Origin of the sequence: Curtobacterium sp. MCBD17_013 (assembly GCF_003234565.1) — a bacterium.
Lineage (GTDB): Bacteria > Actinomycetota > Actinomycetes > Actinomycetales > Microbacteriaceae > Curtobacterium.
In genome coordinates, this window is sequence record NZ_QKTU01000002.1 from 433,306 (window position 1) to 459,809 (window position 26,504).

A 26,504-nucleotide genomic window follows, 5' to 3' on the forward strand; every position below is an offset into this window, starting at 1 on the left:
CCATGCTCGCGCGATCGGTGGGCACAGGCTAGCCCAGGCGCGACCGCGGCCGACGCTGGCACACGGGGCAGCGGTGGCTCGAGCGGTTCATGAACGCCTCGCGCACGATCGTCGCCCCGCAGCGGGGGCACGGCTGACCTTGTCGCCCGTACACGGCCAGCCGCTGGGAGAAGTACCCGGACTGCCCGTTCACGTTGACGTACTGGGCGTCGAAGCTCGTGCCGCCGTCCTCGAGCGCCCGGCGGAGCACCGCGCGCACCTCGTCGAGCAGGCCGGTCAGCGCGCGCCGGCTCAATGCGTCGGCGGGGCGGTCGTGGTGCAGCCGGGCCGCCCACAGGCTCTCGTCCGCGTAGATGTTGCCGATCCCGCTGACCACACCCTGGTCGAGCAGCACCCGTTTGATGCCGCTGTGCCGCCGGTGCGCGAGCGCGACGAACCGCGCGTCGTCGAACGCGGGGTCGAGGGGGTCCCGTGCGATGTGCGACACCTGCGTCGGGATCCGCCGTCGCCACGCCCCGTCGGGATCCGCCTGGTCGGCGGCACCGGCGTGCCCCGCGGGTGCGCTGTCGACGGTCGGGACGGTCGCGTCGACCGCCATCGAACCGAAGGTCCGCTGGTCGACGAACTCGAGCTCGACCGGCGGCTCGACGAGGCCGTCGGCGGTCCGGCCCGCGGGCTGCACCGCGAGGACCACCCTTCGGTGCCGAGCGGCCGGGCGGTCCCGACCGAGCAGGATCTGACCGCTCATGCCGAGGTGCGCCACGAGGGCCTCGGGACCCGCGCCGACGTCGTCGAGCGGCATCCACAGGAACTTGCCGCGCCGCACGGCGGCCTGCACGGTGCGCCCGGTCAGGCGGGCGACGAAGTCCTCGGCCGGGCCCCGGTGTCGCGTCAGAGCGCGCTCGTCGACGACGTGGACGTGGAGCACGCGGGCGCCCGTGACGGACGGTTCGAGGCCCGCGCGGACGACCTCGACCTCGGGGAGTTCGGGCACTAGCGGGCGTCACCCGTGCCCGCGTCGGGGCCGTCCGCCGCGAGGAGGTCGACCGATTCCTCGCCCCGGCCGGACAGTCGCGTCCACGCGCCGAGCGCCGCGGCCATCTCGGCGTTCTTCTTGCTCGATCCGGTACCGCTCGCGATGTCCTCGCCCATGAGCACCACGGTGGCGTGGAACGTCTTGTCGTGGTCGGGGCCCTCTTCGGTGACCCGGTACGCGGGGTTGCCGAGGGACCGTGCCGACGCCAGTTCCTGCAGGCTCGTCTTCGGGTCCATCGCGGCGCCGAAGCGGTCGGGGTCGACGAGCAGGGGCTCCACGAGGCGCAGCACGAGCGCGGTGGCGACGTCCGGCCCCGCGGACAGGTAGGTCGCGCCGATGACGGCCTCGACCGTGTCGGCCAGGATCGACGACTTGTCCCGGCCGCCCGTGAGCTCCTCGCCGCGACCGAGCTTGAGGAAGGCGCCGAGGCCGATGATGCGGGCGATCTCGGCGAGGGCGACGGTCGACACGAGACTCGCGCGTCGCTTGGCGAGCTCGCCCTCGTCCAGATCCGGGTAGTCGCGGTAGAGCTTGACCGTCACGGCCTGCCCGAGGATCGAGTCACCGAGGAACTCGAGTCGCTCGTTGTGCGCGATGCCCCCGTGCTCGTAGGCGAACGAGCGATGCGTCAACGCCAGATCGACGAGATCCGGGTCGACGTCGACGTCGAGGACGGCCAGCAGACGTGCAGCGTCCGACTCCGCGGGGGTCGACCCACGGGAACCGGACGCTGCACGCACTGATCCGCCTCGATCAGACGTCGGCGACCTTGCGGCCCTTGTACTCCATGTAGAGCGCGGTGCCGGCGCTGTCCTCGACGACCTTGGCGCGGTGCGGGAGGCTGTAGGTGACCTTGCCGTTCTCGACGGTCTTCACGAGCGCGACGGGCGCCGCCTTCCACTGCGAGCGGCGGGCGTGCGTGTTGGCGCGGGACTTCTTGCGCTTGGGAACGGCCATGACTTATCTCTCTTCCTTGTCGGCGTCAGGACGAGCGCCGTCGGGGTCGGTGGTGTCGATTCGGAGTGCTGCGAGCGCGGACCAGCGCGGGTCGATGACCTCAGGGGTCACACGCTCGCCGACGTCCGCCAGGCGCTCACCCGTCACCGGGTCCAGTCCTGGGCAGTCCGGTCGGCAGACCGGTCGGAACGGCAGTGCGAGCACCACCGCGTCTCGGATCACCGGTTCACAATCCACGTGATCATCGTGAACCTGGAGATCAGAATCCTCCGAGGCATCATACGCGAACAACTCGGTGAAATCGACCTCGACCGGCTCGGTGATGTCGATCAGACAGCGGCTGCACTCGCCGACGGCCTCGGCGTCGGCGTGGCCGGACACCAGGATCCCCTCGTGCAGCCCCTCGAGTCGGACCTCGACGTGGAGCGCCCCACCGACCGGTACGGCGACCTGTCCGGCACCGAACGGTTCCGCGAGCTCGACGTCGATGACGTGCTCGCGCATCTCGCCCGGGCGGTGCATGATGTCACGCACCGGCAGGGTGTACGGGGTGTTCACGAAGCCAGGCACGAGGATCGATCCTACCGCGCATCCCGCCCGAGAGCGAGCGCCAGCATGCGGCGCGCACCCGGTGCGGTGCGGGCAGGACGGCGGCGCCCGCCACCGACGGTCACCGCTCCGGGTCAGTGGGCCAGGGCCTCCGCCACGACCCGCGGCACGTAGGGCGAGACGTCCCCACCGAGCGACGCGACCTGCCGGACGAGCGAACTCGACACGTGCGAGCGACCGGGCTCGGGGACGACGAACACGGTCTCGACGCCCGCGAGGTCGCGATTCACGGCCGCCATCGGTGTCTCGTACGCGACGTCCGCGCTCGACCGCACCCCCTTGACGATCACGCGCGCACCGACCTGCCGGCAGTAGTCCACGAGCAGACCGGAGGACCACGACTCCACCCGGACGCCGTCGTGCAACCCGGCCTCGTCGAGCGCGGCGTCGATGAGCCGGACCCGTTCCGCGGCGTCGAAGAGGCTGCTCGTCTTGTCCGGGTTGTGCACGACGAGGACGTGGACCTCGTCGAAGATCGTGGCGGCACGCTGGATCACGTCGAGGTGCCCGACGGTGACGGGGTCGAACGAGCCGGGGACGACGGCGATCTGGGGCATGGACCGACCCTACCGACGCCGCCGTGTCAGTTCTTGCCGAGGAACGCCGCGTCGGTCTCGTCGAGGCGTCGGTCGAGCGCGGCCCGGAGCACGGCGTGGCGCTCGAGCGTCGGGTCCGCCGTCAACAGCCGCTCCGCCTCGCCCCGGGCATCGACGATGACGTCGGCGTCCCGCACGACCCGCAGGAGCGTCAGCGACGACCGGCCGCCCGACTGTCGCTCACCGAGCACGTCGCCCTCACGTCGGAGTTCGAGGTCGACGCGTGCGAGCTCGAACCCGTCGTCCGAGCCAGCCACCGCGTCCACGCGCTCGCGCGCCGGTGTGCCGTCCTCGGCGCTCGTCACGAGCAGACAGACGCCCGGGTGACCGCCACGCCCGATGCGCCCACGGAGCTGGTGCAGCTGGGACACCCCGAACCGGTCGGCGTCGAGGACCGCCATCATCGAGGCGTTCGGGACGTCGACGCCGACCTCGATCACGGTCGTCGCGACGAGCACGTCGACGTCCCCCGCGGCGAACGCGGTCATGGTGGCGTCCTTGTCCTCGGCGGGCATCCGGCCGTGGAGGACCGCGATCCGCCGGTCCCGCAGCTCCGGCATCGCGCGGATCCGCTCCGCCGTCCCGACGACGGTGGCAGGGGGACGACGAGTGGGACCCGTTGCGCCCGCGTCGGCCTGGACCGCGTCGTCGCCGGCTTCCTCGCCCTCCTCGACCGAGCCGTCCTCGATGGCCGGGCACACGACGAACGCCTGCCGCCCGGACGCCAGTTCCTCGGCCATCCGGGTCCAGATCCGGTGCTCCCAACCCGGGTGGTCCGCGAGGGCGACGGTGTGGGTCTCGACGCTGGCCCGCCCCGAGGGCAGCCCCTGGATCGTCGACACGTCGAGGTCGCCGAAGACGGTCATGGCGACGGTGCGCGGGATCGGGGTCGCGGTGAGGACGAGCACGTGCGGCGGGGTCCTGCCCTTGGTGCGCAGGGCCTCGCGTTGTTCGACGCCGAACCGGTGCTGCTCGTCGACGACGACCAGGCCGAGCTCGGCGAAGTCGACCCGATCGCCGAGGAGCGCGTGCGTGCCGACGACGAGCCGTGACCCGCCGCTCGCCGCCGCGAGGAGCGCCCGCTGCCGCTCGCGGGAGGACTGGGAACCGGTGACGATCACCGGCCGGAGCTCGGCGGCGAGGTCCGGTCCGAGGAACCGCACGATCGAGCGGAGGTGCTGCGCCGCCAGGACCTCCGTCGGTGCGATGAGCGCCGACTGGCCGCCGGACTCCGCCACCGTGAGCATCGCGCGGATCGCCACGAGGGTCTTGCCGGATCCGACCTCGCCCTGCACGAGCCGGTGCATGGGGTGGTGCTCGGCCAGGTCGGCGGCGATCTCCACGCCGACGGCCGTCTGGTCGTCCGTCAGCGTGAAGGGGAGGTGCCGGTCGAAGCGCTCGAGCACGCCACCCGGCGCCGCGACCCGCGGCGTCGACGCGGTCGCCCGCGCGGCCAGGCGCCGTCGGACGAGCGCGGTCTGCAGCACGAAGGCCTCGCGGTACCGGAGCGCGTCCTGCGCGGCCTTCCAGTCGGCGGTCCGCTCGGGCCGGTGCAGGAGCTCGAGCGCGCGCCGGTGCCCGAGCAGGCCCAGTCGGGCGCGCACCGACGACGGCACCGGGTCCTCGAGCTCGGGCAACGTGTCGAGCACGACCCCGACGGCCTTGGCGATCTGCCACGACGACAGCGTCGAGGTCGCCGGGTAGATCGGGATCGGCTGTCGCGACCAGCGCATCGCCTGCTCGCCGTCGGCGTCGGCCGTGGCCCGCGGGTCGTCGGCGTCGAACAGCTCGTAGTCGGGGTGCGCGAGCTGCCGTGCGCCCCGGTAGTCGGACACCTTGCCCGCGAAGATGCCGCGTGCGCCCGCGACGAGGTCCTTCGCGCGCCAGCCCTGGTTGAAGAACGTGAGTGTGAGGATGCCGTTGCCGTCGCCGATGCGTGCCTCGAGGATGGACCCGCGCCGCTGCCGCATCGTCCGTTCACGGACGTCCACGACCTCGGCCACGATGGTCACGGACTCCCCCACCGCGAGCTCGTCGAGGGCCGTCAGCGCGCCGCGCTCGGCGTACCGCCGCGGGGCGTGCGCGAGCAGGTCGCCCACCGTGCGGATGCCGAACGCCTTCTCGAAGGCCGTCGCGGTGCGGCCGCCGAGCACCCCACTCAACCGTGCGTCGAGCGGGTCCGGGGTGACTGCCGGGGACGACGCGGACGCGGGACTGGCGGTGACCACGTCGCAACGGTAGTCGCTCCCGCCGACATGCACCGGGCCTCCCAGCCGTGCACGACGTCCGCTGGTGCCGATACGGTGTCGTGCGTGACCCGGATCATCGCGGGGGCCGCTGGCTCCACGACGCTGCGCGTGCCGCGGGCCGGCACGCGACCCACGAGCGACCGTGTGCGCGAGGCCCTGTTCTCCTCGCTCGACGCGCGGGGACTCGTCGCCGGCGCGGCGGTGCTCGACCTCTACGCCGGCACGGGCGCTCTGGGCCTCGAGGCGGCGTCACGCGGCGCGGTCGAGGTCGTGCTCGTCGACCGCGCAGCACCCGCGGCAGCCGCCTGCCGCGAGAACGCCCGGTCGGTCCAGCGGAGGACCGGCGGCGCCACCCACATCGACGTCCACGCACAGTCCGCGCTCGGGTACCTCCGATCCACCGGTCGCCGCTTCGACCTGGTGTTCATCGACCCGCCGTACGAGGTGGACGAGGACGAGATCCAGGCCGTGCTCGCGGCCCTCGTCCCCCGACTCGGGCCGGAGGCGCTCGTGGTCGTGGAACGCAGCACCAGGTCGCCACAGCCGACCTGGCCCGACGGGCTCCAGGCCTGGAGCAAGCGCACGTACGGCGACACCGTCGCGTGGGAGGCCGCGCCCGACATCACGGACTGACCCCGGCGCCCACCGCGCTCGTCCTGGCGTCAGCCGACGGCGCCGTCCCAGCCCACGTACGGGTCCCACCCCTGCGTCGACACCGGGACGCCCCCGCGCGTCACGCCCGGCGCACCGGCCGCCGACACGACCGTCCCGATCCGCCGGAACCCGGCCGGGAGGCCCGACCCGCGTGGGAACGTCGCGAACAGTCCGTGGTCCTCACCGCCGTGCAGGGCCGGCCCCTCCGGGACCACCGACGGGTCGAGGTCGATCGTGACACCGCTGGCCCGGGCCACGCGACCGGCATCGATCGCCAGCCCGTCGGACAGGTCGAGCATCGCGGTCGCCCCGGCCTGGGCGGCGAGGACCCCCGCGGCGACCGGCGGACTGGGGCGACGCTGCCGCTCGACGCCCGGGTCCGTCCCCCCGGGCGAGGCCGCCAGGAACGCCGCGGTCCGTTCGGCGTCCGGTTCGCCGCGGTCGTCGACCCCCTCCGCGAACAGCCGCGCGAGTCCCCGGGCCGCGACGCCGAGTTCACCCGCGACCGCGACCTGGTCACCCGCTCGCGCGCCCGACCGGACCACCGGCGCCCGGCCCTCCAGGTCCCCGAACGCCGTGACCGTCACCGTCGCGGTCGCCGACGTCGACAGGTCGCCGCCGACCACGCCGCAACCCGGGGCGAGGGTGGCGCACGCCGCCGCGAACCCGTCGGCGATGGCCTCGAGCACGCCCACCGGGGTCTGCGGCGGCACGGCCAACGCCACGAGCAACGCGGTGGGGCGCGCCCCCATCGCGGCGACGTCGGACAGGTTCGTCGCGGCCGCCTTCCAACCGACGTCCGTCGGCGAGGACCACGCCCACCGGAAGTCCGGGCCGTGCACCATCATGTCCGTCGTCACGACGAAGCGTCCGTCCGGCGCGGCGACGACCGCGCAGTCGTCGCCCGGGCCGAGCAGGGCGGATGCGGCGGACGGGAGCCGACGGGTGATCCGAGCGAGCACGCCGAGCTCGCCGACGCTGCCCACCGTGTCGTCGCTGTCGTGCACTCTCCGACCGTACCGCCCGCTCGGGTAGCCTGATGGCGATGCACTCCTCGCGCCGACTCCCCCGGGCACTCGGGGCGATCGCCCTGGCGGTCGGCCTCGTCGCGGCCCTCGAGGGCTGTGCTGACGCCGTCGCGCTGACACCGGCGCCGGCGGCGAACTCCGTGGCCTGCGCCGCGGTCCAGGTGCGCCTGCCGACCACCGTCGAGTCGAAGCTCGCGATCCGAGCCACGAACGCGCAGTCCACGGCCGTCTGGGGCACCCCGGCAGCCGTGGTCCTGCACTGCGGCGTGCCCGTGCCGACCGTGTCCGACCTGCCGTGCTTCACCCTCGGATCGGTCGACTGGATCCGGGACGCCCGGAAGGACTCCATCGTCTACACGACGTTCGGACGCTCGCCCGCCGTGCAGGTCGCGCTCGATCCGACGGCGGCGACGAGCGACGTGCTGCAGGACATCGGGGATGCCGTGTCGACCCTGCCGAAGGACGGCCACGCGTGCCTCGACCCCTCGGACGTGGCAACGCCCTCCGCGCCCGCCACGCCGTCGGCGAGCGCCACCCCGGCGGGCTGACCCGCCACGACCGGTCAGCGGACGGCGACCGCCCCGAGCTCGACGAGTTCGCGGACGAGGTCCGGGTAGGGCAGCCCGGACGCGGCCCAGCATCGGGGGTACATCGAGAACGGGGTGAACCCGGGCATGGTGTTGACCTCGTTGACGACGAACCCGTCGTCCGTGAGGAAGCAGTCGACCCGTGCGAGGCCCGAACCGGCGATCGCCTCGAAGGCGCGGGCGGCGATGGAACGGACCTCGTCGGTCTCGTCCTGGGACAGCGGGGCGGGACACCGGAGCTGCTCGTCGCCGCCGAGGTACTTCGCCTCGAAGTCGTAGAACCCCGCTTCGTCGACGACGATCTCGCCCGGGAGGCTCGTGCGCGGGGTGCCATCGCGACCCTCGAGCACCGCGACCTCGATCTCGCGCCCGACGATGCGTGGCTCGACGATGACCTTGCTGTCGTGCTCGAACGCGGTCGCGAACGCCGCCGGGAGCTGCCCCGGCTCGTCGACCCGCGAGACCCCCATGCTCGACCCGGCACGCGCGGGCTTCACGAACAGCGGCCACCCGTGCGCGGCCGCTCGCTCGAGGACGTCGGCCTCGTCGGCGTCCCATTCACGGCGGAGGACCGTCGTCCAGGGCGCCACCCGGAGACCGGCGTGCTCGAGCACGACCTTCGACAGGTGCTTGTCCATGCCGACCGCGCTCGCGAGGACGCCGTCGCCCACGTAGGGCAGCCCCACCAACTCGAGGAGGCCCTGGACCGTGCCGTCCTCGCCGAAGGGGCCGTGGAGGATCGGGAACACGACGTCGACGTCGCCGAGCGCGGTGATGGATCCGTCGGCCTGCACCACCGCGAGGGCGCGGGAGTCGATCGAGTCCGGCCAGCGCACGCGGGTGCCGTTGTCCGGGACCGAGGGGAGGTCGGAGCCGCGCAGGGCCCAAGCGCCCGGGTCGTCCGACTGCAACGTGAACGCGCCCGCACGGGTGATGCCGACCGGCACGACGTCGAACAGCGAGCGGTCCATCGCGGCCATGATCCCACCCGCGGTCACGCAGCTGATCGCGTGCTCGCTCGAGCGGCCGCCGAACAGGACCACGACACGGGTCCGAGCCCCGGGTCCGGCAGGCCGGGCGTCGATGGCGGTCGTCTGCGTCATGGGATCACTCGCCCTGGGGTTCGTCGGTCTCGGTCAGGTGCGGCGCGATGTTCCGCGGGTCGAGCCTACCGGCGAGCACCTCGCCCACCTGGCTGACGATGGGCATGTCGACGCCGTGGTCGGCGGCGAGCGCCAGGATCGGAGCGACCGACGCCAGACCCTCGGCGGTCTGGTTCATCTGCCGGACGACCTCGTCGTATCGGTAGCCCTGGCCGAGCAGTCGGCCCGCGGTGTTGTTCCGCGACAGGGGTGACTGGCACGTCGCGATGAGGTCGCCGAGCCCGGCGAGACCGGCGAGCGTCTCGGGGCGCGCACCGTTGGCGACCGCGAACCCGGTCATCTCCGCGAGGCCGCGGGTGATGATCGACGCCTTCGTGTTCTCGCCGTAGCCGACACCGTCGACGATGCCGATGGCCACCGCGATGAGGTTCTTGAGCACGCCGCCGAACTCGGTGCCGATGACGTCGGTGTTGATGAACGACCGGAAGTACGGGTTCGTGGCGGTCGCCGCGACGGCGGTCGCGGTGTCGGTGCTCGTCGACGACACGACGGCCGCCGTCGGCTGTCGTCGTGCGATCTCGAGTGCGAGGTTCGGGCCGGACGCCACCGCGATCCGATCCGGATCGATGTCGAGGCCCTGCTGGAGGACCTCGCTCATCCGGAGGCCCGTGCCCTTCTCGACGCCCTTCATGAGGCTCACGACGGGCGCCTCGACGGGCAGCAGTGTCCGGACCGCCTCGAGGTTCGCGCGCAGGCTCTGACTGGGCACCGACACGTAGACCTGCTCGGCGCCGTCGAGCACGCGGTCGAGGTGGTCCGAGGCGGTCAGCGTGCGCGGGAGGTTGATGCCGGGCAGGTAGTCGGAGTTCCGCTTCGTCTCGGTGATCTCGCGCGCGACCTCGGGTCGACGCGCCCAGAGCACGACGTCGGCCCCGCCCTCCGCGAGCACCTTGGCGAACGTGGTGCCCCAGCTCCCCGCGCCCAGCACGGCGACCCGTCGCGACTCGGCGCGACGGAGGACGACGTTGATGGCGGCGGTGTCGACCGCGCCGCGGCCTGGATGGTCGGGCGCGTCAGGCAAAGCGGCCGGTCTCCTTCTGGTTGTTCGCTGCCGGGTCCCACCGCTCGGCGGGTGCACGCTCGCCGCGCAGCTCCTCGACGAGCGCGGTGATCGCCTGCATGAGCTCGGCGGTCGCCTGCTGCAACAGGTGCTGGTCGAGCGGACGTCCCCGGTACGCGGAGAGGTCGAGCGGCTCGCCGATCGCGACGTCCACGCGCGACGGCGGGAAGAGCCGGAGCGTGCGCCCGTACCGCGGCATGATGCGCTGGGTGCCCCAGTGGGCCATGGGGATGAGCGGGACGTCGTTCTCGAGCGCGAGTCGGACCGCGCCAGTCTTCCCGCGCATGGGCCAGAGGTCCGGGTCGCGCGTGAGCGTGCCCTCGGGGTAGACGATGAGACCGCCGCCGCCCGCCACGAGGGCACGACCACCGGTGAGCGGGTCGCTGCCGCGGGTCCGTCCGGAGCGCTCGACGGGGACGTTGCCCATGCCGCGCATGAAGTACCCGAGCACCGGGACCCGGAACAGCGAGGCCTTCGCGAGGTACTGCGGGAGTCGACGGTGCAGCCACACGACCGTGCCGACGACGAGCGGGTCGATGTTCGTGTAGTGGTTTGGCGCGACGATGAACGGACCCTCGGCCGGCAGCCGCGTGCTCCCGTGCCACCGGAACCGGGCAGCGACCCGGATCATCGGGATGACGATCGACGCGACGACCCGGAACGCACCGTTCAGGTCGCCCCGATGGAACCGCCGTCCCGGGGTGGGCAGGCCAGCGGTGACGACCTCGCGCCCGCCGCCCTGCTGCCCGCTCGTCGACCCCGTGCCGTTGTCCGGCACCGCGCCCTCACCCGGCAAAGTCGAAGTCCGCGCCGAGCTTGCGGAGCTTCGGGATGAAGTGCTCGTACCCACGGCTGATGATGCCGACGTTCGTGATGTGCGACTCACCACTGGCGGTGAGCGCGGCGATGAGGTGGCTGAACCCGCCCCGGAGGTCGGGCACGCGCACGTTCGCGCCGTGCAGCGGCGTGGGTCCGGTGATCACCGCGGCCTGCTCGAAGGGACGACGAGCGACTCGACGGTCGTGGCCGGGCAGTCCCTCTTTGTGCACGACGATGTCCGCACCCATCTCGTTGAGCGCGTCCGTGAACCCGAACCGGTTCTCGTACACGGTCTCGTGCACCACGCTGCGGCCCTCGGCCTGCGTCAGTGCCACGACGAGCGGCTGCTGCCAGTCCGTCATGAACCCGGGGTGGACGTCGGTCTCGATGACGACGGGCTTGAGCACCTCGACCTCGCGGTAGAAGCGGATGCCGTCCTCCTGGATGTCGAACCCGCCGCCCACCTTGCGGAAGACGTTGAGGAAGGTCATGAGGTCCTGCTGCTTGGCACCCTCGACGAAGATGTCACCGTTCGTGGCGAGTGCGGCGGCGGCCCAGCTGGCGGCCTCGTTGCGGTCGTTGATCGCCCGGTGCGTGTACCCGCGCAGCTTCTCGACGCCCTCGATGAAGATCGTCCGGTTCGGCTCGACGGAGACGACGGCGCCCATCTTCTGCAGGATCGCGATGAGGTCCATGATCTCGGGCTCGATCGCGGCGTTCCGCAGCTCGGTGACACCCTCGGCCAGCACGGCGCTGAGGAGCACCTGCTCGGTCGCGCCGACGCTCGGGTACGGCAGTTCGATGTTCGCGCCCTTGAGACCGTTCGGTGCCTCGAGGTGGATGCCGGCGACCTGCTTGTCCACGACGGCGCCCATCGCGCGGAGCGCGTCGAGGTGGAAGTCGATCGGGCGGTCGCCGATGCGGCAACCGCCGAGGTCGGGGATGAACGCCTCGCCGAGCTTGTGGAGCAGCGGACCGCAGAACAGGATCGGGATGCGGCTCGACCCGGCGTGGGCGTCGATCTCGGCGAAGTGTGCGCTCTCGACGTTCGAGGGGTCGAGGATGAGCTCGCCACGGGCAGGATCGCTGATCCGGACGCCGTGCACCTCGAGCAGGCCCCGGACGACCTTGACGTCGCTGATGTCCGGCACGTCGCGGAGGATCGAGGGTGTGTCGCCCAGCAGCGCGGCCACCATCGCCTTGGTCGCGAGGTTCTTCGCGCCGCGGACCTCGATGCGTCCCACGAGCGGCTTGCCGCCGCGGATGACGATCTCGTCCGACTTGAGACCGACGCGAGCGCCTGCAGCCGCTGCGTCCTGTACGAGAGAGTTCACTTACTTCACCGGCAATGTCTCGGGCCGCCACGAGGCGCGGCGGGATTCGAACTCCGTGATCGACGGTTCGTCGCGGAGGGTGAGCCCGATGTCGTCGAGCCCTTCCATCAACCGCCATCGAGTGTATGCGTCGATCTCGAACGGGACGTCCACATCACCCACCGACACGCGCTGCGCGACGAGGTCGACCGTCGCCTCGGCTCCGGGCGCGGCATCGATCGCCGCCCAGATCCGCTCGACGTCGGACTCGGTGACCACGGCGGTCAGCAGCCCCTGTTTGCCGGCGTTGCCGCGGAAGATGTCCGCGAACCGCGGCGAGACGACCACCCGGAACCCGAAGTCCCGGAGCGCCCACACCGCGTGCTCCCGGCTCGACCCCGTGCCGAAGTCCGGACCGGCGACGAGCACGGACGCACCCTGGTACTCGGGACGGTTGATGACGAACTCGGGATCCTGCCGCCAGGCGGCGAACAGGGCGTCCTCGAAGCCCGTCTTCGTCACCCGCTTGAGGTAGACGGCCGGGATGATCTGGTCGGTGTCGACGTTCGCCCGACGCAGCGGTGCCGCCACGCCGGTCACGACCGAGAGCTTGTCCATCAGTGTTCCTCCTCGGGCTGCGCGACGCCGGCCTCGGCGTCGGCGACGGTCGTGCGACCAGCGGCGACACCGACCGGCGTGACCTCGTCCACGGCACGCCGCGCGTCGTCCTCCTCGAGGTCCCACGGGCTCGACAGCGTGCCCCGGACGGCGGTGGCCGCGGCGACGAGCGGTGACACGAGGTGTGTCCGGCCGCCCTTGCCCTGGCGCCCCTCGAAGTTGCGGTTCGACGTGGACGCACATCGCTCGCCGGGGGCGAGCTGGTCGGGGTTCATGCCGAGACACATCGAGCAGCCGGCGAACCGCCACTCCGCGCCGAAGTCGAGGAACACCTGGTCGAGCCCCTCGGCCTCGGCCTCGAGGCGGACCCGCGCGGACCCGGGCACCACCATGACCCGGACGCCCTCGGCCTTGGTCCGACCGCGGACGATCGAGGCGAACGCGCGGAGGTCCTCGATGCGCGAGTTCGTGCAGGAGCCCATGAACACCGCGTTGACGGGGATCGCCTTCATCGGGGTGCCGGGAGTGAGGTCCATGTACTCGAGCGCCCGTTCGGCGCCCGCACGGGCGTTGGCGTCGGCGAAGTCGGCCGGCGAGGGCACGGTCGCCGACAGCGAGACGCCCTGACCGGGGTTCGTCCCCCACGTCACGAACGGCTCGAGCTCGTCGGCGTCGATGAACACCTCGGCGTCGAACACGGCGTCGTCGTCCGTCGCCAGCGTGTCCCAGTAGGCGACGGCGTCGTCCCAGTCCTGCCCGCTCGGGGCGTGCGCCCGTCCGCGGAGGTAGTCGTAGGTCGTCTGGTCGGGTGCGACCATCCCGGCGCGTGCACCGGCTTCGATCGACATGTTGCAGATCGTCATCCGGCCTTCCATCGAGAGCGCCCGGATCGCGCTGCCGCGGTACTCGAGGACGTAGCCCTGACCACCGCCGGTGCCGATCTGCGCGATCACGGCGAGGATGACGTCCTTCGCCGTGACACCGGGGCGCAGCGTCCCCTCGACGGTGATCGCCATGGTCTTGAAGGGCTTGAGCGGCAGCGTCTGCGTGGCGAGGACGTGCTCGACCTCGCTCGTGCCGATCCCGAACGCCATGGCCCCGAACGCGCCGTGGGTCGAGGTGTGCGAGTCGCCGCACACGACGGTGATGCCGGGCATGGTGAGGCCGAGCTGCGGTCCGACGACGTGCACGATCCCCTGCTCGGCGTCCCCGAGCGGGTGCAGCCGGACACCGAACTCCGCGCAGTTGCGCCGCAGGGTCTCGATCTGCGTCCGGCTCGTCGGGTCGGCGATGGGACGGTCGATCGCGAGCGTCGGCGTGTTGTGGTCCTCGGTGGCGATGGTGAGGTCGGGGCGGCGGACGGGCCTCCCGGCCTGGCGGAGGCCGTCGAACGCCTGCGGACTCGTGACCTCGTGCACGAGGTGGAGGTCGATGTAGAGGAGGTCGGGGGTGCCGTCCTCGCCCTTGACCACGACGTGGTCGTCCCACACCTTCTCGGCGAGCGTCCTGCCCATGACCTCGTGCCTCCCATGCGTGTGGTCGCCTGTCCTGTCGGACGGCGACCGGGTCGTCCGCGCACCCCGAGCGAGGTGCGCGTCCCGCGTGTCGCGGGCCCGGCGGGCGCCGGGTCCAGCGAGTCTACGCTCGCGTCCGGGCCCTCCGAGGCCCGTGGATGCCCGCAACCACGGGCCTCGAGCGTCCATTCCCGGTCCGATCCGCATGCTGGCGCGGATTGGTATACCAGCAGGACGACACCTGTCGTTCTTCTCCGTCTCGCGCGTCGTCCGGGCGTCCTCCCCCAGCACGCCCGGTGGGATGATGGACAGGACATGACGACGACCGAACGACCGCCCCACTCCGCCCGCACGATCAACATCGAGGGAGCGGCACGGGCCGCCGTGGCCGGCGGGGTCCCGCTCGCCGTGCTCATCGGTTCCGGTCTGTCGGGCTACGCCGCCTTCGCGCTCTTCGCCGGGTTCGCCGCGATCCCGGGCGCGCGGGAGCCCTACGGACGACGCGTCGTCACCGTCACCACCGCGGGCCTGCTGCAGGCCGCGTGCATGCTCGCCGGCGTCGCGATGAGCATGACCGGGGCGCCGCTCTGGGCCGAGGCGGTCGGACTCGCGGTCGTCCTCGTGGTGGCCGTCGGCACGCTCTCGGTCCTCCAGGCGATCCCCGCGCAGCCCATCTTCCCCGTGTTCGCGTTCGTCGTCTGCTCGCTCGTACCGGTGACCCCGGCCCAGCTGCCGGGCGTGGTCGGGATCGTCCTCGGCGCCGTGGCGTTCGCCTGGGTGGTGTCGATGGGCGGGTTCCTCGCCCGGGCCGTGTGGGGCGAGTCGATGCGCCACCTGTTCCGACCCTTCGTCGAGCCACGACGCCGGTCCTTCGCCGTGCTGCGGAGTCCCGCCCTGTGGGAGACCGTCGGCCTCAACCTGGTCGGCGCGCTCGTCGCCGGCGCGGTCGGCGAGGCGACGGGGCTGGGACACCCGTACTGGGCGGTGGTGGCGGTCGTGTCGACGCTCCCCGCGCTCCGGCAGCGGCACACGATCCAGCGCGCTGTGCAGCGCGTGGTCGGCACCATCGGCGGCACCGTGGTCGCCGTCGGCGTCCTGCTCCTGCACCCGACGGACTGGTGGATCGTCCTCATCGCGGTGCTCGGCCAGTTCTGGGCCGAGATCTTCGTCGCGCGGAACTACGCGGTCTGCCTGCTGTTCCTCACGCCGCTCGCCCTCGCCGTCTCGTGGCTCAGCCTCCCCGAGGCACCCGAGCGTCTCGCGGTCGAGCGGATCGTGCAGACCGCGCTCGGGGCGGCCGTGAGCGTCCTCCTGCTCCTGGCCGGGCGCGCCGTCGAGCGTCGCCGTGGCCGGCCCCTCGGTGCGACGAGCGCGATCCGCACCGTCTGACGGCCGGGAGCCGTCCGACGGCTGGGAGGGCCGGGGAACGACAGCGCGGAACTCCCGGCACCGGGGCCGACGGTTCGACGGCCGGGAGGGACGGGCCGCCCCGGCCCTCCCGGCCGTCGGGCCTATCCCGGCTGGACGTTCCAGTGGTCGATCACCGGGCGGCCGTGTTCGTAGCCGAGCACGCTGACCGAGGCGGTCGAGAGCGCGAGGACTGCGCCGTCCTGCGGCGCGAGTCGGATCCAGGCCGCACCGATCGCGCGGAGCACGTGCCCGTGCGCGACGAAGATCGCGTCCTGCCCCTCGGCGAGCACCGGTCGCGCCCGGTCGAGCACCCGTTCGGCCCGGACCCGGACCTCGGCGGCGTTCTCACCAGGGGTGTCGCCGGCGGGGACGCCGTCGGTCCAGAGGTCCCAGGGCCCGTGCCGCTGCACCTTGATCTGCGGCGTGGTCAGTCCCTCGTACGCGCCGTAGTCCCACTCGAACAGGTCCTCGTCCGGCTCGGCGTCGACGCCGACGAGCCGCGCGGTCTCGCGCGCTCGCTCGAGCGGGCTCGACAGCGCGAGGGCGAAGTCGCGATCGGCGAGGAACCGCCCCGCGCGCTTCGCCTGTTCGATGCCGTTCTCCGTCAGGGGGATGTCCGTCCTACCGGTGTGCTGGCCGCTCTTCGACCACGCGGTCTCTCCGTGGCGGACGAGGACGAGTTCACCGGGGCGTTCCGAGGTCATGTGTTCCTTCCGAGGAGGAGGCCGAGCGCTGCGGCGCCGACCGAGACGACGAGCATGCCGATCCCGTTCAGCAGCGCGAGCCACGGATGACCGGCACGCACGAGCTGGACCGTCTCGACACTCGCCGTCGAGAACGTCGTGTACCCGCCCATCATGCCCGTCCCGAGCGTCGCGACGACCAGGCTCGGGAGCAGCCCGGCCGTTCCGAGTCCGGTGACGTACCCGAGGACGAGCGATCCGCTCACGTTGATGACGATCGTCCCGAGGGGAAGTGAGCGCGGCCAGTGCGCTCTGACGGCGCCGTCGAGGACGAAGCGGAGCACGGCGCCGACGCCACCGCCGGCCGCGACGAGCACGAGTTCGACCGTGCTCACCGACGTGCTCCCCTGGCGTCGGGGCGCGTCACCGCCGCGACCACCAGACCCACGACGACCGCGACGAGCCCCGCGACGACCGAGAGGAGGCCGTACCCCACCGCGGTGCCCGCGTGGCCGGTCCGGAGCAGCGTGGCCGCGTCGACCGCGAGCGTGCTGTAGGTCGTGAAGCCCCCGAGCACGCCCGTCCCGAACAGGAGCCGTAGGGATCGGCGGCGCCCCTCGTCGGAACCGCGGCGCGTCAACGCCTCGAGCAGGAGCCCGAGGCAGAACGCGCCGAGGACGTTGATGCCGAGGACCGGCCACGAGGCGGGACCGGACGGCAGGGCCGAGGTGATCAGCGCTCGCGCAGCCGTCCCGACCGCTCCGCCGAGCGCCACGAGGCCGATGGACGGCCAGCGGAGATGCAGCGGACGGATCGGCGCACCGCTCGCGGCGTCGTCGACCTCGACGTCAGGGTCGGACGGCAGGCCGTCACCGCTCGACGCTGGGGCGGCGCTCGGTCCGCCGGACGCGTTGGTCATGGTGCTCCCATCTGCTGGACGCGTCGAGGACGCGCGATCGGAGACAGGGACCGTCGTCGCTCGACCGGCCGGTCGGCGAGGTTCGGGTCCGGCAGGCCCCACTGCCGGGGTCGGAGACCCCTGGAGCGTACCAAGCCGGAACGACGGAATCCCCCGCCCGCGGGCGAGGGATTCCATGCGGCTGCCGTGCTGGTTCTGCAGTCACTGTGCGCGTGACCCCAGCGGGATTCGAACCCGCGTTACCGCCGTGAGAGGGCGGCGTACTAGGCCACTATACGATGGGGCCGTTCCGGCAACCAGAAGAGTATGACACAGGTCCGGGTCACGACGCAAAACGAGCGGCCGTCGGTGTGTCGGCCCGGCGCCGGGGCATACCGTGGGGCGATGCCCGACCCCGACCCCGACCCCGACCCCGACGACCGCGCCGAGTCCATCGAGGGCGAAGGGCGCATCGGGGGCGCCGCCACCATCGGGGGCACCGACCGTCGCGCGCTCGCCCGGTCCGCCGGGGCCCCTCCGACGGGCGCCCTCGCCCGCGTCGGGCTCTCCGGGTGGCAGTATGACGGCTGGCGGGGCGACTTCTACCCGCAGCGCCTCGCCAAGCGCCGCTGGCTCGAGTACGTCGGCGATCGGTTCCCGACCGTGGAGCTCAACGGCTCGTTCTACTCGCTGCAGCGCCCCGAGCGGTACCAGGCGTGGCGGCACGCCGTCCCCGACGGCTTCGTCTTCGCCGTGAAGGGCGGGCGCTACCTCACCCACATGCTGCACCTGCGGAACGTGCACACGGCGCTCGCGAACTTCATGGCGTCGGGCGTCCTCGAGCTCGAGGACCGGCTCGGGCCCGTCCTCTGGCAGCTCCCCGCGGCCTTCGCCCCCACCCCCGACGTCCTCGACGCCTTCCTCGACCAGCTGCCCACGACCTTCGACGCCGCACGGGCGCTCGCCGACGACCACGACGCGAAGGTGCGCGCGTCGGACAGCGTGCCCGGTTCCGACGGCGACGGTGACGGGCGATCCGGGGACGGCACGCCGGGCGGACGGGTCATCCGTCACGCGCTCGAGGTCCGCACCCCCGCCGCCGTGACGCCGGACCACCTCGCCGTGCTCCGCCAGCACCGGGTGGCGTTGGTGGACAGCGACGCCGGTACGGCCTGGCCCCGCTTCGACGAGCCGACGACCGACTTCGCGTACCTGCGCCTGCACGGCAGTCCAGAGGTCTACCACAGCGGCTACGACGAGCACGCGACCGGGCAGTGGGCGCACCGGGTCGAGGAACACCTCCTCGCCGGGCGGGACACGTTCGTCTACTTCGACAACGACGCCGAGCGCCACGCACCCTGGGACGCGTTGGCGCTCGACGCGGCGCTCGCTGCGCGGGGTGCGGTCAGCCGGGAGGCACCGCACCGGCCCGGCGGCACCCTCGGGTCCTGACCGCGCGCGGTCGCGATCCGTCAGCCGCTCCCGCCGACGTCATGGGAGGCCTCCCGTCCGTCGTGCCCGCCGGTCCGGCGGACGAGCGCCGCGCGCCGATGCAGCAGAGCCGCGACGAGCGCGACGACGACGAGCAACGCGAGCGCCCATCCGAGCGCGGACCGCCCGGTGAGCTCGCACGTGATCGTCACGACGAGGAGGACCGCGCCGAAGAACCCACTGAACCCGATCAACGTGTCGGTCGTGTCCGTGGGCCGCGGCGGCCGCATGCGCGCCACGATCAGCCCTTGACGCCACCGGCCGTCAGACCGGCGACGATCCGACGCTGGAAGACGAGCACGAGGATCACGAGCGGGATCGTGACGATCGTGCCCGCGGCCATGACCGCCGTGTACGGCTCCTGGTGGGGCTGGCTGCCGGCGAAGCTCGCGATCGCCACCGTCACCGGCTGTGTCCGGTCGCTCGAGAGCTGACTCGAGATGAGGTACTCGTTCCACGACGAGATGAACGCCAGGATCGCCGTCGTGAAGACCGCGGGAGCGGCGAGCGGCAGGATGACCCGTCGGAACGCCTGGATCCGCGTGCAGCCGTCGATCCGCGCAGCCTCCTCGAGGTCCCACGGCATCTCGCGGAAGAACGAGGTGAGCGTGTAGACCGTCAGCGGCAGCACGAACGAGATGCTCGGCAGGATCAGGGCCTGGTAGGTGCCCATCCAACCGAGGTCCGTGAACAGCTGGAACAGGGGCGAGATGAGCGCCACGCCGGGGAACATGGACGCGGCCAGGATCGCGCCGGCGATCACCGACTTGCCGCGGAACTCGAGTCGGGCCAACGCGTAGCCGGCACTCGTCCCGACGAGCAACGCGATCACCGTCACGGTCCCACCGATGACGAGGCTGTTGCCGAGGGCACGTCCCAGGTGGTTGCCGAGTCCGGTGGAGAACGCCGTCCGGTAGTTCTCCAGCGTCACGTGGGTGGGCCACGGCGTCGCGTCGAACGTGAAGCCGACGTCGCGGAACGACGTGACGACCATCCAGTAGAAGGGCAGGAGGCACCAGATGACGATCACGGCGGCGCTGATGCCCGTCCGGATCGCAGGACCTCGGTGCCGCTCGACCCGGATGGTCGAGGTGGTCGTGTCGCGATCACGGACGGCGGCGCGGGCCCGTGGCGCTGCGATGGTCATCGGAGTTCACCCTTCTGCTGCGCGGCGTGCGTCTGCACGACGTTCGCGCCGAGGAACCGGACGAACAGGAACGCCACGGCGAAGATCACGAGGAACGTGATCGTCGACAGGGCCGACGCGGAGTTGAACCCCTGTCGGATCTGCTCGACGACGAGGATCGAGAGCGTCGTGGTGGCGTTCCCCGATCCCCCGCCGCCGCCCGTGAGGATCGCCGGGAGGTCGTACAGGCGCAGCGCGTCGAGCACCCGGAACAGCACGGCCACCATGAGGGCTGGGCGGACGAGGGGCAGCGTGATGTGGAGGAACCGCTGGACCGTCGTGGCACCGTCCACCTTGCCGGCCTCGTAGACCTCCTCGGGGATGAGCTGCAGGCCCGCGAGGATGAGCAGCGCCATGAACGGGGTCGTCTTCCACGTGTCGGCGATGACGATCGCGAACCGCGACGACCACTCCCCGCTCGTCCAGAGCACGTGGGTCCCGAGTACCTGGTTGAGGACGCCGTTGACGTCGAAGATGAAGTACCAGAGCTTGGCCGTCACGGCGGTCGGGATCGCCCACGGAACGAGCACCGCGGCCCGGACCAGCGCCCGCCCGGTGAACGGTCGGTTCATGATGATCGCCATCCACACCCCGATCACGGTCTCGAAGACGACCGTCACCGCGGTGAAGAAGAACGTGTTGCCGAACGACGTCCAGAACGTCGCGCCGAGGCTGCCGGGCGGACACGCGACCGCGCTCCCACCGGTGCCGCACCGCTGTCCGAGCCAGTGCACGTAGTTGGCGACACCGGCGAAGCCGCCGCTGACGAACATCCCGGTCGCCTTGTCCAGGCCGGCGTCGTTCTGGAACGACTGCACGATCGCGCTCACCACCGGGTACCCGATGACGATCGCGAGCAGGAGCAGGGTCGGGCCGATGAGCCAGACGGCCCACCGGCCGTGCGCGGCGTTGAGACCGCTCCGTCCCCGACGTCGTGGTTCCATGCCCGACGGGGCCGGGATCGCGGCCGGGATCTCTGTTGCTGCTGACACGGTGGCCTCCTCGCCTGGTGTCGCTTCGTACCGGTCTCCGGACGGAACGGACGGGAGGGGCGGCGCGGCTCCGTCACCGCGCCTCCCGTCCGTCGGTCGGGAGGACCTGGAGGGTCAGTTCGAGTTCGACGCCGACTTGACCGCGGCCTGCATGTCCTTGAGTGCCTGCTGCACCGACTTCGAGCCCTTGAGCGCGGCGTACGCGTTGTCCTGGATCGCCTTCGTGACCGCGGGGTAGTACGGCGTCACCGGACGGGGTTCGGCGCTCTTGATCGAGGTGAGCAGCGTGGGCAGGTACGGCAGCTTCGACGTCAGGGCCGGATCCGTGTAGAGGCTCCCGACGACGGGCGCGAGGGACCCCTGCGTCGCGAAGAACTTCTGGGTCTCGTTCGACTCGAGGAACTCGAGGAAGTCATGCGCGGTCGCCTTGTGCTTCGAGTACACGCTGATCGCGGCGTTGTGACCACCGAGCGTCGACGATCCGATGCCGTCGGCGCCCGGGATCGGCGCGATCCCGAACGTGTCCTTGACCGTCGACGAACCATCGGTCTTCGCGAGGTTGTACACGTACGGCCAGTTGCGCAGGAACAGCAGCTTGCCGGACTCGAACGCCTGGCGTCCCTGTTCCTCCTGGTACGTGATCGCCTCCGCGGGGATGTCGCCGTCCTTGAACGCGGTGACGAGGTTCTGCAGGCCTGCCCGGGCCTTCGCGGTGTCGAGCGTCGGTGTCGAACCGTCCTTCGCGAGCACCGATCCACCGGCACCGTTGATCGCCTCGGAGGTGTTCACCGTGAGGCCCTCGTACTTGGCGAACTGACCCGCGTAGCACCCGATCCCGGCCCGCTCGGCGATCGAGCAGTCCTGCATCATGGCCGACCACGTCGTCGGCGGCGTCGTCACGAGGTCCTTGCGGTAGTACAGGAGCGCGCCGTCCGACGTCTGCGGTGCGGCGTACAGCGTGTTGTTGTACGTCGCCGTCTTCACCGTCGGTGCGAGCAGCTTCGAGGTGTCGATCCGCATCTTCCCCGTGAGCGGCGTCAGCCAGCCCTTCGCCGCGAACTCGGCCGTCCACACGACGTCGACGTCGACGACGTCGTACCCCGAGTCCTTCGCCTGGAAGTGCTGCACCAGGTCGTCGTGCTGCTGGTCGGCCTGGTCGGACTGCTCCTTGAACGTCACCTTCTCGTTCGGGTGCGCGGCATTCCACTTGGCGATGAGCGGGCGGACGACGTTCGAGTTGTCCTTGCCCTGCACGTACGTGATCGGCCCGCGGCTGGTCTGGCCCGAGGTCGCGTCGCCGCCACCCGAACCCGAGCCGGAACCGCCGCTCGAACACCCTGCCAACGTCAGTCCGATCACCGCGACGCCGGCCGCACAGACGATGCGCAGCTTCCCTCGTGTCCTGTCCACTGTCGTCTCCTCGTTGAGATCGCAGGCGACACGCCTGAGCAGGCCTCATTGCCCGCTGGTTCGGGACGGTACCCCCGGAAGGGGGAGGCGCGCACCCGCTCGGGGCGTCGCGACACCACATCGTTATCAACCCGCTGGACGCCGGCCCGACTCCGAGGACGAGGCTGGTGCGGGGTTGACTGAAGCGCTTCAGTCATCCACGCTCGGTCCACGGCGAAGAACACCGCCACCCACCCCACTCGACGAGGAGTGCCATGCGCAGGACCACCACCACCACCACCACCACCGGGACCCGCGGGACCGTCACCCCCAGGAGCACCAGGCGATGGTGCATCGGGGCCGCGGCCGCCATCACGCTTGCGGCCGTGCCGCTCGCACCGTCCGCTGCGAACGCGGCGACGGCAGGCCGTCCGGACCACGGACATCAGCAGCACCACGCCGTCAAGCACGGCCCGACCAGCGTCGCGTACGTCGAGGTCAACAACGACCAGCTCGCGAACGTCGGCCGCTACACGCTCGCCGACGGGGCGAACGCGTTCGACATCGGGATCATCTTCGCCGCGAACATCGACGACGACGGCACGAAGGCGCAGCTGTCGCTCAACGCCAACGTCCAGGCGACGCTCGACCAGGCCGCCACGCAGATCCGGCCCCTCCAGGCGAAGGGGATCAAGGTCGAGCTGTCCATCCTCGGCAACCACCAGGGCGCCGGCATCGCGAACTTCTCCACACCCGCCGCCGCCGCGGACTTCGCACGGCAGGTCCGCGACGTCGTCACGAAGTACCGCCTCGACGGCATCGACCTCGACGACGAGTACTCGGACTACGGCGTGAACGGCACGCCACAGCCCAACGCGCAGTCGATCGGCTGGCTCATCTCGGCGCTCCGGGCAGACCTGCCGCACAAGCTGCTCTCGTTCTACGACATCGGCCCGGCATCGACCAGCCTCGACGCTTCGAGCCCGCGCATCGGCTCGAAGCTCGACTACGCCTGGAACCCCTACTACGGCACCTACAGCGCCCCGGCGACACCCGGCCTCCCGAAGTCGCGGCTCTCCCCCGCCGCCGTCGACATCCAGAGCACCCCGATCGCGACCGCGCAGGCGCTCGCACGACGGACCGAGGCGGAGCACTACGGCGTGTTCATGACGTACGACCTGCCCGACGGTGACGACAGCGCGTACGTGTCAGCACTCATGCAGAGCCTCTACGGACAGGGTGCGACGTACCGCTGACCGGAACGGCCGCGCGCGACACCCGGCGCGGGAGGGACGGTGGCGGCACCGTCCCTCGCGCTCGCCCCAGGAGATCGTGCCGTCGACGGGCCGGCACGCCCGCCGGGCGCTCGCGGCTGTTCCCCGGAAAAGCAGCAGGCCCCCGATCGCTCGGGGGCCTGCTCGCTGCTGGGGTACCTGGACTCGAACCAAGAACAACTGAACCAGAATCAGCCGTGTTGCCAATTACACCATACCCCAATGGTCACGAGGCAGCCTCGGACCATGGTTCCGTGGTGTCCGGAACCGAGTGTCTACTGTACAGCATCCCGAGCAGGCCGAAGACCACGGACGAGGTCACGATGGACGGCAGCGGCCGTCACGGCGCCGGCACCAGCCGCGACGATGAGCTGCTCGGGGCCGGGCGGGGTGACATCGCCCACGGCGTACAGTCCCGGGACACCCGTCCGGCCGTGCCGGTCGACCACGACGAACCCGTCCTCGTCGTGGTCCAGCCGCGTGTCGAGGAAGTCGAGATCGACGTGCCACCGGGGTCGCACGAAGCCGGCGACACGCGGGACCACGACGCCGTCGACGAGCCGGACGCCCGTCAGTCCATCACGTCCGCCCTCGAGGTCGGCGATCGCCCGGTCCTCCACAGCCACCCCGGCGGCATGGAGGCGAGCGCGGTCGTCCTCCGACAGACGGCCAACGCCGTTCGTGAACACGACGAGGTCATCCGTCCACGCCGCCAGCACGAGCGCGCGCTCCGCCAGGTCGTCGGTCTCCCCGATCAACGCCAGCGGCTGCCCGGCCTTCTCGTACGCGTCGCACTCCACGCAGCTGTGCACGCTCGTCCCGTAGAACGCACGGACGCTCGGGAGGCTCGGGAAGCTCTCGCGGAGTCCCGTCGCCACGACGACGGCCGCACCACGCGCCGCGAGGGGCGTTCCCCGCCAGGCGCCCGAGACCACCCAGCCGCCAGCGTCCGCGTGGACGTCATCCACCACCGCCTGCGTGACCGTCGCCTCGGGGTAGGCCTCGACCTCCTCGCGACCGAGCTTCCGGAGCTCGAGGGGCGAGACGCCGTCACGGGTGAGGAACCCGTGCGACCGCAGCGTCGCCGCGTTCCGCGGGCGGTTGGCGTCCACGAGCAGCACCCGCCTGCGCGCGCGCACGAGGTTGAGCGCGGCGCTGAGCCCGGCAGGGCCGGCCCCGATCACGACGACGTCGTAGTCGTCCGCGGGAGGCACGTTGGGGCCGTGCGGCGCCGCAGGGGCGCTGCGCGGGGGCACCGCTCCCGCTCCGGGCGAATCCGTCACCGGTCGCGGAGCCGGCGGAGCCGGGTGAGCGTCGACGGCTTTCCCAGGATCTCCATCGACTCGAACAGCGGCGGACTCACCCGTCGCCCGGAGACCGCGACCCGCAGCGGACCGAAGGCGACCCGGGGCTTCAGGCCGAGCCCGTCGATGAGCGCAGCGCGGAGCGCCGACTCGATGGGCTCCGCGCGGAAGTCCTCGATCGCTTCGAGGGCGTCGATGGAGGCGTCGAGCACCGTCCGCGCGTCCTCCTTGAGGGTGGCGAGCGCGTCGTCCTCCATCGTGAGGTCGTCGTCCGCGACGAAGAGGAAACCGAGCATCCCCCGCGCATCACTCAGGACGTTCATGCGTTCCTGCACGAGCGGCGCCGCGCGCTGCAGCATGGACCGCTCGTCCACCGTCACCGGGTCGCTCAGCACGCCGTCGAGGTACGGCACCAGACGATCCGTGAAGTCGTCGACGGCGAGGAGTCGGATGTGGTCGCCGTTGATCGACTCGGCCTTCTTGGGGTCGAACCGCGCCGGGTTCGGGTTGACGTCCACGACGTCGAACGCCGCCACCATCTCGTCGAGGGAGAACACGTCCTGGTCCGCCCGCAGCGACCAGCCGAGCAGCGCGAGGTAGTTCACCAGCCCCTCGGGGATGAACCCGTTCGCCCGGTGGTGGAACAGGTTCGACTCCGGGTCGCGCTTGGACAGCTTCTTGTTGCCCTCGCCCATCACGTAGGGCAGATGCCCGAACCGCGGCACGAACGAGGTCACGCCGATCTGCACCAGGGCCTCGTACAGCGCGATCTGCCGTGGCGTCGACGAGAGCAGATCCTCGCCGCGGAGCACGTGCGTGATCCCCATGAGCGCGTCGTCGACCGGGTTCACGAACGTGTACAACGGCTTGCCGTTCGGTCGGACGACCACGAAATCCGAGAACGATCCGGCGGGGAACGTGATGTCGCCCCGGACGAGATCAGCGAACCCGAGATCGCGGTCCGGGACCCGGAGACGGAGCGCCGGCTGCCGACCCTCGGCCCGGTACCCCGCACGCTCGGCTTCGGTGAGGTCGCGCTCGAAGTTGTCGTACCCCTGCTTCGGATCACGGCCGTTCGCGAGGTTCCGGGCTTCCATCTCCTCCGGGGTCACGAACGACTCGTAGACGAGCCCCTCGGCCTTGAGGCGCTCGATGACGTCCACGTAGATGTCCGACCGCTCGGACTGCCGGTAGGGGCCGTGCGGACCGCCGACGTCGATGCCCTCGTCCCAGTCCAACCGCAGCCAGCGGAGCGCGTCGAGGATCTGCTCGTAGCTCTCCTCGCTGTCGCGAGCCGCGTCGGTGTCCTCGATCCGGAACACGAAGGTCCCGCCGGTGTGCCGCGCGTAGGCCCAGTTGAACAGGGCCGTCCGGATCAGTCCGACGTGGGGCGTCCCGGTCGGGGACGGGCAGAAACGAACTCGGACGTCGGAGCCGGAGGCGGTGGTGAATGGCGCTGTCATGACGCCCCGATCCTACCGTGACGCCCGTCGACACCGACCGGAGACGACGAAAAGCCCCTGATCAGCACGCTCCTCGAGCGAGTGATCAGGGGCTTCCCTGACGTTGAGTCCGGCGGTGTCCTACTCTCCCACAAGGTCCCCCTTGCAGTACCATCGGCGCTGAGAGGCTTAGCTTCCGGGTTCGGAATGTGACCGGGCGTTTCCCTCTCGC

General features: G+C 71.5%; 27 protein-coding genes, 2 tRNA genes and 1 rRNA gene. 5 read left to right on the forward strand and 25 right to left on the reverse strand.

The genetic code is table 11. The features are described 5' to 3' along the window. Positions 1-28: 28 nt before the first annotated feature. The 6 genes from mutM to DEI81_RS04575 all read right to left on the reverse strand — a co-directional run bounded on the left by mutM (position 29) and on the right by DEI81_RS04575 (position 5,426). Positions 29-994 carry a bifunctional DNA-formamidopyrimidine glycosylase/DNA-(apurinic or apyrimidinic site) lyase gene (gene mutM, locus DEI81_RS04550; RefSeq protein ID WP_111009301.1) on the reverse strand — a complete coding sequence of 322 codons (966 nt, stop codon included), beginning with the start codon at positions 992-994 and terminating at the stop codon, positions 29-31. Continuing rightward, positions 994-1,719: a ribonuclease III gene (gene rnc / locus DEI81_RS04555; RefSeq protein ID WP_258368504.1), complete on the reverse strand. Its 726-nt coding sequence runs from the start codon at positions 1,717-1,719 to the stop codon at positions 994-996. The genes mutM and rnc overlap by 1 nt, the downstream gene beginning before the upstream one ends. Before the next feature lie 70 nt (positions 1,720-1,789). Beyond that, positions 1,790-1,993: a 50S ribosomal protein L32 gene (gene rpmF, locus DEI81_RS04560; protein WP_111009303.1), complete on the reverse strand. Its 204-nt coding sequence runs from the start codon at positions 1,991-1,993 to the stop codon at positions 1,790-1,792. Between the two features lie 3 nt (positions 1,994-1,996). After that, positions 1,997-2,497 carry a DUF177 domain-containing protein gene (locus DEI81_RS04565; RefSeq protein ID WP_258368494.1) on the reverse strand — a complete coding sequence of 167 codons (501 nt, stop codon included), beginning with the start codon at positions 2,495-2,497 and terminating at the stop codon, positions 1,997-1,999. 179 nt (positions 2,498-2,676) lie between these two features. After that, complete coding sequence (gene coaD, locus DEI81_RS04570; RefSeq protein WP_111009305.1) at positions 2,677-3,159, reverse strand: pantetheine-phosphate adenylyltransferase; 483 nt, start codon at positions 3,157-3,159, stop codon at positions 2,677-2,679. A gap of 26 nt (positions 3,160-3,185) precedes the next feature. Continuing rightward, a complete protein-coding gene (locus DEI81_RS04575) occupies positions 3,186-5,426 on the reverse strand; it encodes an ATP-dependent DNA helicase RecG (RefSeq protein WP_111009378.1) in 2,241 nt (746 codons plus the stop codon). 84 nt (positions 5,427-5,510) lie between these two features. Here DEI81_RS04575 and rsmD point away from each other — a divergent pair, with 84 nt between their 5' ends. After that, a complete protein-coding gene (rsmD, locus tag DEI81_RS04580) occupies positions 5,511-6,080 on the forward strand; it encodes a 16S rRNA (guanine(966)-N(2))-methyltransferase RsmD (protein ID WP_111009306.1) in 570 nt (189 codons plus the stop codon). A 29-nt stretch (positions 6,081-6,109) separates the two neighbouring features. On the opposite strand, the gene thiL is transcribed toward rsmD, so the two are convergent. Then, entirely contained in the window at positions 6,110-7,108 is a 999-nt protein-coding gene (thiL, locus tag DEI81_RS04585; protein WP_111009307.1) for a thiamine-phosphate kinase, read from the reverse strand. 38 nt (positions 7,109-7,146) lie between these two features. Here thiL and DEI81_RS04590 point away from each other — a divergent pair, with 38 nt between their 5' ends. Then, positions 7,147-7,677 (forward strand): DUF3515 family protein, encoded by a 531-nt coding sequence (locus tag DEI81_RS04590; RefSeq protein WP_181435320.1) that lies wholly within the window; start codon positions 7,147-7,149, stop codon positions 7,675-7,677. Positions 7,678-7,691: 14 nt separating this feature from the next. Here DEI81_RS04590 and DEI81_RS04595 read toward each other — a convergent pair whose 3' ends face one another. The 6 genes from DEI81_RS04595 to leuC are packed head-to-tail and all read right to left on the reverse strand — an operon-like array spanning position 7,692 to position 14,203. Next, the gene (locus DEI81_RS04595) at positions 7,692-8,819 is read right to left on the reverse strand and encodes a D-alanine--D-alanine ligase family protein (RefSeq protein ID WP_111009309.1); all 1,128 of its coding nucleotides are present in this window, start codon (positions 8,817-8,819) and stop codon (positions 7,692-7,694) included. Positions 8,820-8,823: 4 nt separating this feature from the next. After that, positions 8,824-9,849 (reverse strand): NAD(P)H-dependent glycerol-3-phosphate dehydrogenase, encoded by a 1,026-nt coding sequence (locus tag DEI81_RS04600; protein ID WP_111009379.1) that lies wholly within the window; start codon positions 9,847-9,849, stop codon positions 8,824-8,826. Positions 9,850-9,892: 43 nt separating this feature from the next. After that, positions 9,893-10,717, reverse strand: coding sequence for a 1-acyl-sn-glycerol-3-phosphate acyltransferase (locus tag DEI81_RS04605; protein WP_258368495.1), 825 nt, complete (start codon positions 10,715-10,717; stop codon positions 9,893-9,895). A gap of 7 nt (positions 10,718-10,724) precedes the next feature. Further along, positions 10,725-12,092: a UDP-N-acetylglucosamine 1-carboxyvinyltransferase gene (murA, locus tag DEI81_RS04610; RefSeq protein WP_111009310.1), complete on the reverse strand. Its 1,368-nt coding sequence runs from the start codon at positions 12,090-12,092 to the stop codon at positions 10,725-10,727. Continuing rightward, on the reverse strand, positions 12,093-12,689 hold the full coding sequence (leuD, locus tag DEI81_RS04615) for a 3-isopropylmalate dehydratase small subunit (protein ID WP_111009311.1): 597 nt from the start codon (positions 12,687-12,689) through the stop codon (positions 12,093-12,095). It abuts the gene before it with no gap. Then, positions 12,689-14,203 carry a 3-isopropylmalate dehydratase large subunit gene (gene leuC / locus DEI81_RS04620; protein WP_111009312.1) on the reverse strand — a complete coding sequence of 505 codons (1,515 nt, stop codon included), beginning with the start codon at positions 14,201-14,203 and terminating at the stop codon, positions 12,689-12,691. The genes leuD and leuC overlap by 1 nt, the downstream gene beginning before the upstream one ends. 315 nt (positions 14,204-14,518) lie before the next feature. On the opposite strand from leuC, the gene DEI81_RS04625 reads away from it, so the two are divergent. After that, the gene (locus DEI81_RS04625) at positions 14,519-15,592 is read left to right on the forward strand and encodes an FUSC family protein (protein WP_181435208.1); all 1,074 of its coding nucleotides are present in this window, start codon (positions 14,519-14,521) and stop codon (positions 15,590-15,592) included. A gap of 122 nt (positions 15,593-15,714) precedes the next feature. Here DEI81_RS04625 and DEI81_RS04630 read toward each other — a convergent pair whose 3' ends face one another. The 4 genes from DEI81_RS04630 to DEI81_RS04645 all read right to left on the reverse strand — a co-directional run bounded on the left by DEI81_RS04630 (position 15,715) and on the right by DEI81_RS04645 (position 17,501). After that, positions 15,715-16,317 (reverse strand): histidine phosphatase family protein, encoded by a 603-nt coding sequence (locus DEI81_RS04630; RefSeq protein ID WP_111009314.1) that lies wholly within the window; start codon positions 16,315-16,317, stop codon positions 15,715-15,717. After that, positions 16,314-16,691, reverse strand: coding sequence for a CrcB family protein (locus DEI81_RS04635; RefSeq protein ID WP_111009315.1), 378 nt, complete (start codon positions 16,689-16,691; stop codon positions 16,314-16,316). Before DEI81_RS04635 ends, DEI81_RS04630 begins: the two co-directional genes overlap by 4 nt. Next, positions 16,688-17,215 carry a CrcB family protein gene (locus DEI81_RS04640; RefSeq protein ID WP_111009316.1) on the reverse strand — a complete coding sequence of 176 codons (528 nt, stop codon included), beginning with the start codon at positions 17,213-17,215 and terminating at the stop codon, positions 16,688-16,690. Before DEI81_RS04640 ends, DEI81_RS04635 begins: the two co-directional genes overlap by 4 nt. A 213-nt stretch (positions 17,216-17,428) precedes the next feature. Further along, a tRNA-Glu gene (locus DEI81_RS04645) sits at positions 17,429-17,501 on the reverse strand. Positions 17,502-17,599: 98 nt separating this feature from the next. On the opposite strand from DEI81_RS04645, the gene DEI81_RS04650 reads away from it, so the two are divergent. Beyond that, the gene (locus tag DEI81_RS04650) at positions 17,600-18,646 is read left to right on the forward strand and encodes a DUF72 domain-containing protein (RefSeq protein WP_111009317.1); all 1,047 of its coding nucleotides are present in this window, start codon (positions 17,600-17,602) and stop codon (positions 18,644-18,646) included. A 20-nt stretch (positions 18,647-18,666) separates the two neighbouring features. Here the strand turns inward: DEI81_RS04650 and DEI81_RS04655 are convergent, their stop codons facing one another. From DEI81_RS04655 to DEI81_RS04670, 4 genes are all read right to left on the reverse strand, one after another. Continuing rightward, positions 18,667-18,915 (reverse strand): hypothetical protein, encoded by a 249-nt coding sequence (locus DEI81_RS04655; RefSeq protein WP_111009318.1) that lies wholly within the window; start codon positions 18,913-18,915, stop codon positions 18,667-18,669. A gap of 11 nt (positions 18,916-18,926) precedes the next feature. Then, positions 18,927-19,832, reverse strand: a complete 906-nt coding sequence (locus tag DEI81_RS04660; RefSeq protein ID WP_111009319.1) for a carbohydrate ABC transporter permease — start codon at positions 19,830-19,832, stop codon at positions 18,927-18,929. Next, positions 19,829-20,815: a carbohydrate ABC transporter permease gene (locus tag DEI81_RS04665; RefSeq protein ID WP_111009320.1), complete on the reverse strand. Its 987-nt coding sequence runs from the start codon at positions 20,813-20,815 to the stop codon at positions 19,829-19,831. The genes DEI81_RS04660 and DEI81_RS04665 overlap by 4 nt, the downstream gene beginning before the upstream one ends. A 162-nt stretch (positions 20,816-20,977) precedes the next feature. Next, positions 20,978-22,273, reverse strand: a complete 1,296-nt coding sequence (locus DEI81_RS04670; RefSeq protein ID WP_258368497.1) for an ABC transporter substrate-binding protein — start codon at positions 22,271-22,273, stop codon at positions 20,978-20,980. Positions 22,274-22,527: 254 nt separating this feature from the next. Here DEI81_RS04670 and DEI81_RS04675 point away from each other — a divergent pair, with 254 nt between their 5' ends. Beyond that, the gene (locus DEI81_RS04675; RefSeq protein ID WP_111009321.1) at positions 22,528-23,508 is read left to right on the forward strand and encodes an endo-beta-N-acetylglucosaminidase H; all 981 of its coding nucleotides are present in this window, start codon (positions 22,528-22,530) and stop codon (positions 23,506-23,508) included. A 168-nt stretch (positions 23,509-23,676) separates the two neighbouring features. Here the strand turns inward: DEI81_RS04675 and DEI81_RS04680 are convergent. From DEI81_RS04680 to rrf, 4 genes are all read right to left on the reverse strand, one after another. Further along, positions 23,677-23,748 (reverse strand) — tRNA-Gln (locus DEI81_RS04680). A 53-nt stretch (positions 23,749-23,801) separates the two neighbouring features. Further along, positions 23,802-24,740, reverse strand: coding sequence for an NAD(P)/FAD-dependent oxidoreductase (locus DEI81_RS04685; protein WP_111009382.1), 939 nt, complete (start codon positions 24,738-24,740; stop codon positions 23,802-23,804). 65 nt (positions 24,741-24,805) lie between these two features. Next, a complete protein-coding gene (gltX, locus tag DEI81_RS04690) occupies positions 24,806-26,293 on the reverse strand; it encodes a glutamate--tRNA ligase (protein ID WP_111009322.1) in 1,488 nt (495 codons plus the stop codon). A 107-nt stretch (positions 26,294-26,400) separates the two neighbouring features. Next, positions 26,401-26,504, reverse strand: a 5S ribosomal RNA gene (gene rrf, locus DEI81_RS04695); the annotation flags it as partial.